The sequence below is a fragment of the Mycobacterium sp. genome (genome assembly GCF_049673265.1).
Lineage (GTDB): Bacteria > Actinomycetota > Actinomycetes > Mycobacteriales > Mycobacteriaceae > Mycobacterium.
The window spans coordinates 1-5,806 of record NZ_JBATXN010000330.1 but is presented as its reverse complement, the minus strand read 5'-3'; the positions used below and the strand labels follow the sequence as shown (position 1 = coordinate 5,806).

Below are 5,806 nucleotides of genomic sequence, written 5' to 3'. Positions count from 1 at the left end.
CTGCGTAGCCCCCAGCAGCTCGGTGGCGTGCAGGCCGGACAACCATCCGGCGCGCTTGCCGATCGGGCTGCGAGTGGCTTCAACAATTACCGGGTTACCCATGAGGTCAGGCTAGAACACGTTTCATTACCCTGACAAGCGACGATGCTCTGACGCCTTTTGGTCTGCGGCGAAGGCATGTTTTACTGGCACTAGAACACGTTGCATTGAGGAGCGCACTGATGGCTGTCGTTGGTTCAGGCCCCAACCTTCCCGCAGGGTTCGACTTCACCGACCCTGACATCTATACCGAGCGCCTGCCGATGGAGGAGTTCGCCGAGCTGCGAGCCTCCGCGCCGATCTGGTGGAACGAACAAGCGCCGGGCAACGGCGGTGGCTTCCACGACGGCGGATATTGGGCCATCACCAAGCTCGACGACGTCAAAGAGGTGTCGCGGCGCAGCGATATTTTCTCCAGCTACGAAAACGGGGTGATCCCGCGGTTCAACAACGAGATCGCCCGCGAGGACATCGAGGTCCAACGGTTCGTGATGCTGAATATGGACGCTCCGCACCACACCCGGCTGCGCAAGATCATCTCCCGTGGTTTCACACCGCGCGCCGTCGGGCGGCTGGAAGAGGAGCTGCGCGAACGTGCCCAGAAGATCGCGAAGGCGGCGGCCGCCGCCGGATCCGGCGACTTCGTCGAGCAGGTGTCCTGTGAGCTGCCGCTGCAGGCGATCGCGGGTCTGTTGGGCGTGCCCCAGGAAGACCGCGACAAGCTGTTCCGCTGGTCCAACGAAATGACCGGCAACGACGACCCGGAGTACGCCGACATCGATCCGAAATTGTCGTCGTTTGAGTTGATCCAATACGCGATGCAGATGGCCGAGGAAAAGGCCAAGAACCCCGGCGACGATATCGTGACCCAGCTGATCGAGGCCGACATCGAAGGGGAGAAACTCACCGATGACGAGTTCGGCTTCTTCGTGGTGATGCTCGCGGTGGCCGGCAACGAGACCACGCGCAACTCCATCACGCAGGGCATGATCGCCTTCGCTGATCACCCCGACCAGTGGGAGCTCTACAAAAAGGAGCGACCGGAAACCGCCGCCGATGAGATCGTGCGGTGGGCCACCCCGGTCACCTGCTTCCAGCGCACCGCGCTGGAGGACTACGAGTTGTCTGGTGTGCAGATCAAGAAGGGCCAACGGGTGATCATGTTCTACCGCTCGGCCAACTTCGACGAAGGGGTCTTCGAGGACCCGTTCACGTTCAACATCCTGCGCGACCCCAACCCGCACGTCGGATTCGGCGGTACCGGCGCGCATTACTGCATTGGCGCCAACCTGGCGAAGATGACGATCAATCTGATCTTCAACGCGGTCGCCGACAATATGCCTGACCTCAAACCGATCTCGACGCCCGAGCGGCTGCGGTCCGGCTGGCTCAACGGCATCAAGCACTGGCAGGTCGACTACACCGGCAAGTGCCCGGTGGACCACTAATGGACTTCACGCCGGATCCAGCGCAACAGGCTGTCGCCGACGTCGTCACGTCGGTACTGGACAGGGACAACACCTGGGAAGCGTTGGTAGCGGGTGGCGTAACTGCGCTGCCGGTCCCCGAGCGGCTGGGCGGCGACGGTGTCGGACTGCCCGAGATCGCGACGGCGCTGACCGAGATCGGTCGCCACGGCCTGATCGGCCCGGCGCTGACGACCCTGGGGTTCGGTGCCGTGCCGCTGCTGGATTTGGCGTCCGACGAGCAGCAGGATCGTTATCTCGCCGGCCTGGCCAAGGGCTCGCTGCTGACCGCGGCGCTCAATGAACCCGGCACTGCGCTGCCCGAAAGGCCGGCGACGACCTTCGTGCACAGTCGACTGTCCGGCACGAAAGTCGGTGTCGGGTATGCCGAAAATGCAGAGTGGATGCTCGTCACGGCCGACAGCGCCGTGGTCGTGGTGTCACCGAAGGCCGAGGGCGTGCAAGTGGCGAAGACGCCGACGTCCAACGGATCCGACGAGTACGTCGTCACGTTCACCGATGTCGCGGTGGGCGAACAGGACGTGCTGGTCGGTGCGACGACTCAGCGGGCGAATCAGTTGGCGCTGGCGGGAATCGGTGCTTATGCCGCCGGTCTGGTTGCCGGCGCATTGCGGTTGACGGCCGACTACGTCGCGAACCGACACCAGTTCGGTAAGCCACTGTCCACCTTCCAGACCGTCGCGGCTCAGCTCGCCGAGGTCTACATCGCTTCGCGGACCATCGATTTGGCGTCGACATCGGTGATCTGGCGACTGTCCGAAGGCCGAGACGCAAGTGATGATCTTGACGTACTCGGCTACTGGATCAGCTCGCAGGCGCCGCCGGTGATGCAAATCTGCCACCACCTGCACGGCGGGATGGGCATGGACATCACCTATCCGATGCACCGGTATTACTCCACGATCAAGGACCTGACCCGGCTGCTGGGCGGGCCTTCTCATCGTCTTGATTTGGTGGGAGCGCAATGTTCATCGAACTGACCCCGGAGCAGCGACAGCTGCAAGCCGAGCTACGGCAATACTTTTCGAATCTGATATCGGCTGACGAGATGAAGGCGATGGGGGAAGACCGTCACAACGCCGCCTATCGCGCGGTGATCCGCCGGATGGGTCAGGACGGCAAGCTCGGCGTCGGGTGGCCGAAGGAGTTCGGCGGCTTGGGCTTCGGTCCGATCGAGCAGCAGATCTTCGTCAACGAGGCCCATCGCGCCGACGTGCCGTTGCCCGCCGTGACGTTGCAGACGGTGGGGCCGACGCTGCAGGTGTTCGGTAGCGAGATGCAGAAGAAGAAGTTCCTGCCGGCCATCCTGGCCGGTGAGGTGCACTTCGCGATCGGCTACACCGAGCCGGAGGCCGGAACCGACCTGGCATCGTTGAGGACCACGGCCGTGCGCCATGGCGACGAGTACATCGTCAACGGGCAGAAGATCTTCACCACCGGTGCGCATGACGCCGACTACATCTGGTTGGCATGCCGCACCGATCCGGAAGCCGTTAAACACAAGGGTATTTCGATCCTAATCGTCGACACCAAGGATCCCGGCTACTCCTGGACACCGATCATCCTGTCCGACGGCGCCCACCACACCAACGCCACGTACTACAACGACGTGCGGGTACCGGCCGACATGCTGGTGGGCGAGGAGAACGGCGGGTGGCGGTTGATCACCACGCAGCTCAACAACGAGCGGGTAATGCTGGGTCCCGCGGGTCGATTCGCTGCGATCTACGACCGCGTGCACGCTTGGGCATCTAAGCCGGGCGGTGACGGCGTCACTCCGATCGATCACGACGACGTCAAGCGCGCTCTCGGTGAGATTCACGCGATGTGGCGGATCAACGAGCTGCTCAACTGGCAGGTGGCGGCCGCTGGCGACGAGATCAACGTGGCGGATGCCGCGTCGACGAAAGTTTTTGGCACCGAACGGGTTCAGTACGTCGGGCGGCTCGCCGAAGAGACCGTCGGCAAGTATGGCAACCCCGCCGAGCGGGATACTGCCGAGCTTCTCGAGTGGCTCGACTCGCAGACCAAGCGCAATCTGGTCATCACGTTTGGCGGCGGCGTCAACGAAGTGATGCGCGAAATGATCGCGGCGTCGGGTCTCAAAGTTCCGCGGGTTCCTCGATGACCGACGTGGACGTCATCAAGAAAACCGTCGAAGAGATCACCGCCACCGTCGTCGCCAAGCCACGCGCCGGGCGGGATCCGGTGAACCAGCCGACAATCAACAACTGGGTGGAAGCCCTCGGGGACACGAACCCGATCTACCGCGATGAAGCCGCCGCACGCGCGGCGGGACACCCGGGAATTGTGGCGCCCCCGGCGATGATTCAGGTGTGGACGATGTTCGGGCTGGCTGGTGACCGCCCGACCGACGACCCCATGGGGCCGATGATGAAGCTGTTCGACGACGCCGGCTACGTCGGCGTGGTCGCCACCAACTGCGAACAGACCTACCACCGGTATCTGCGGCCCGGCGAGCAGGTCAGCATCGCCTCCGAGATGCGCGACGTGGTCGGTCCCAAGCAGACAGCGCTCGGCGAGGGCTGGTTCATCAACCAGCACATCACCTGGCGCGTGGGCGATGAAGATGTCGCCGAGATGGAGTGGCGGATCCTCAAATTCAAGCCCCGGGAGTCGCAGAGTGCGGCGGCCGTTCCTGCGGACCTGGATGCCGACGCGATGATGCGACCGGCGGTGTCGCGGGATACCGCGTTCTTCTGGGAGGGCGTAAAGGCGCACGAGTTGCGGATTCAGCGGCTGCAGGACGGTAGCCTGCAGCACCCGCCGGTGCCCGCTATCTGGCAGGACAAAGCCAAGCCGATCGACTTCGTGGTAGCCAGCGGCAAGGGGACGGTATTCAGCTTTGTGGTGCACCATGCTCCGAAGGTGCCTGGCCGCACACTGCCGTTCGTGATCGCACTCGTCGAGCTGGACGAGGGAGTGCGGATGCTCGGTGAGCTGCGCGGCGTCGACAATGCTGAGGTGAAGATCGGAATGCCTGTGAGGGCAACCTATATCGACTTTCCGGCCGGTGAGAGCGGACCGGAGTGGTCGCTTTACGCGTGGGAGCCTGACGCATGAGCGCCCCGACGATAGCGGTCGGCACCAAGCTGCCCGAGCTGAAGCTGTACGGGGATCCCACGTTCATCATCTCGACGGCGCTGGCCACCCGGGACTTTCAGGACGTGCACCACGACCGCGACTTGGCACAAGCCAAGGGGTCGAAGGACATCTTCGTCAACATCCTCACCGACACCGGTTTGGTGCAGCGCTACATCACCGACTGGGCTGGGCCGTCGGCGTTGATCAAGTCGATTGGGCTGCGGCTCGGTGTGCCCTGGTATGCCTACGACACGGTGACGTTCGCCGGTGAAGTGACCGCGGTGGACGACGGCCTGATCACGGTAAAAGTCGTGGGCAGCAATAGCCTTGGCGATCACGTCATCGCCACCACGACGCTGACGATCGGGGATGCTTGATGTCACCGGGCTTGCTCAGTGGTCGAGCTGCCATCGTCGGCATTGGTGCCACCGACTTCTCCAAGGACTCCGGTCGCAGTGAGCTGCGACTGGCCGCGGAGGCAGTCCGGGACGCCCTGGACGATGCGGGTTTGAGTCCGTCCGATGTCGACGGCTTGACCACCTTCACGATGGACACCAATAAGGAGATCGCCGTCGCGCGGGCCGCGGGCATCGGTGAGCTGAAGTTCTTCGCCCAGACCCACTATGGCGGCGGTGCGGCATGCGGGACTGTCCAGCACGCCGCGATGGCCGTCGCGACCGGCGTGGCCGATGTGGTGGTGGCGTACCGGGCCTTCAACGAGCGGTCCGGGATGCGATTCGGCCAGGTGCAGACCCGGCTGGTGGGAGACGCGAGCGCGCAAGCAGATTCGACGGCGGCGGACAACTCCTTCTCCTATCCACACGGGCTTTCGACGCCGGCGGCGCAGGTTGCGATGATCGCTCAGCGGTATATGCACATGTCCGGCGCGACCAGTCGGGACTTCGGTGTGATCTCGGTGGCCGACCGCAAGCATGCCGCCAAGAACCCGAAGGCCTACTTCTACGAGAAGCCGATAACCATTGAGGACCATCAGAATTCGCGGTGGATCGCCGAGCCGTTGCGTCTGTTGGATTGCTGCCAGGAGACCGATGGCGCAGTGGCGATTGTGGTGACGTCGGCCGAGCGCGCCAAGGATCTCAAGCACCGGCCCGCGGTCATCGAGGCAGCGGCTCAAGGTTCGAGCCCCGACCAGTACACGATGGTCAGCTACTACC

Annotated in this window: 7 protein-coding genes; 6 read left to right on the top strand and 1 reads right to left on the bottom strand. The window is 63.6% G+C overall.

Annotated features, from left to right (window positions below; all coding sequences use genetic code 11):
- Positions 1 to 102 (bottom strand): hypothetical protein (locus tag WBF82_RS11620; RefSeq protein ID WP_424383181.1); only part of this gene is annotated, 102 nt, incomplete at its 3' end.
- A gap of 119 nt (positions 103 to 221) precedes the next feature.
- Between WBF82_RS11620 and WBF82_RS11615 the strand changes: the two genes are divergently transcribed.
- From WBF82_RS11615 to WBF82_RS11590, 6 genes are all read left to right on the top strand, one after another.
- Positions 222 to 1,487, top strand: coding sequence for a cytochrome P450 (locus WBF82_RS11615; RefSeq protein ID WP_424383179.1), 1,266 nt, complete (start codon positions 222 to 224; stop codon positions 1,485 to 1,487).
- Positions 1,487 to 2,506, top strand: a complete 1,020-nt coding sequence (locus tag WBF82_RS11610) for an acyl-CoA dehydrogenase family protein (protein ID WP_424383178.1) — start codon at positions 1,487 to 1,489, stop codon at positions 2,504 to 2,506. The genes WBF82_RS11615 and WBF82_RS11610 overlap by 1 nt, the downstream gene beginning before the upstream one ends.
- Complete coding sequence (gene fadE29 / locus WBF82_RS11605; RefSeq protein ID WP_424383177.1) at positions 2,491 to 3,654, top strand: acyl-CoA dehydrogenase FadE29; 1,164 nt, start codon at positions 2,491 to 2,493, stop codon at positions 3,652 to 3,654. The genes WBF82_RS11610 and fadE29 overlap by 16 nt, the downstream gene beginning before the upstream one ends.
- Positions 3,651 to 4,610, top strand: a complete 960-nt coding sequence (locus tag WBF82_RS11600; RefSeq protein WP_424383176.1) for a bifunctional MaoC family dehydratase N-terminal/OB-fold nucleic acid binding domain-containing protein — start codon at positions 3,651 to 3,653, stop codon at positions 4,608 to 4,610. The genes fadE29 and WBF82_RS11600 overlap by 4 nt, the downstream gene beginning before the upstream one ends.
- Positions 4,607 to 5,008: a MaoC family dehydratase gene (locus tag WBF82_RS11595; RefSeq protein ID WP_424383175.1), complete on the top strand. Its 402-nt coding sequence runs from the start codon at positions 4,607 to 4,609 to the stop codon at positions 5,006 to 5,008. The genes WBF82_RS11600 and WBF82_RS11595 overlap by 4 nt, the downstream gene beginning before the upstream one ends.
- 11 nt (positions 5,009 to 5,019) lie before the next feature.
- The coding region (locus WBF82_RS11590; RefSeq protein WP_424383180.1) for a lipid-transfer protein at positions 5,020 to 5,806 on the top strand (787 nt) is incomplete at its 3' end.

Bases quoted from the DNA above. Each gene is read 5' to 3' on its own strand.
- WBF82_RS11595 (WP_424383175.1), top strand. From the start codon at position 4,607: ATGAGCGCCCCGACGATAGCGGTCGGCACCAAGCTGCCCGAGCTGAAG.
- fadE29 (WP_424383177.1), top strand. From the start codon at position 2,491: ATGTTCATCGAACTGACCCCGGAGCAGCGACAGCTGCAAGCCGAGCTA.
- WBF82_RS11615 (WP_424383179.1), top strand. From the start codon at position 222: ATGGCTGTCGTTGGTTCAGGCCCCAACCTTCCCGCAGGGTTCGACTTC.
- WBF82_RS11610 (WP_424383178.1), top strand. From the start codon at position 1,487: ATGGACTTCACGCCGGATCCAGCGCAACAGGCTGTCGCCGACGTCGTC.
- WBF82_RS11600 (WP_424383176.1), top strand. From the start codon at position 3,651: ATGACCGACGTGGACGTCATCAAGAAAACCGTCGAAGAGATCACCGCC.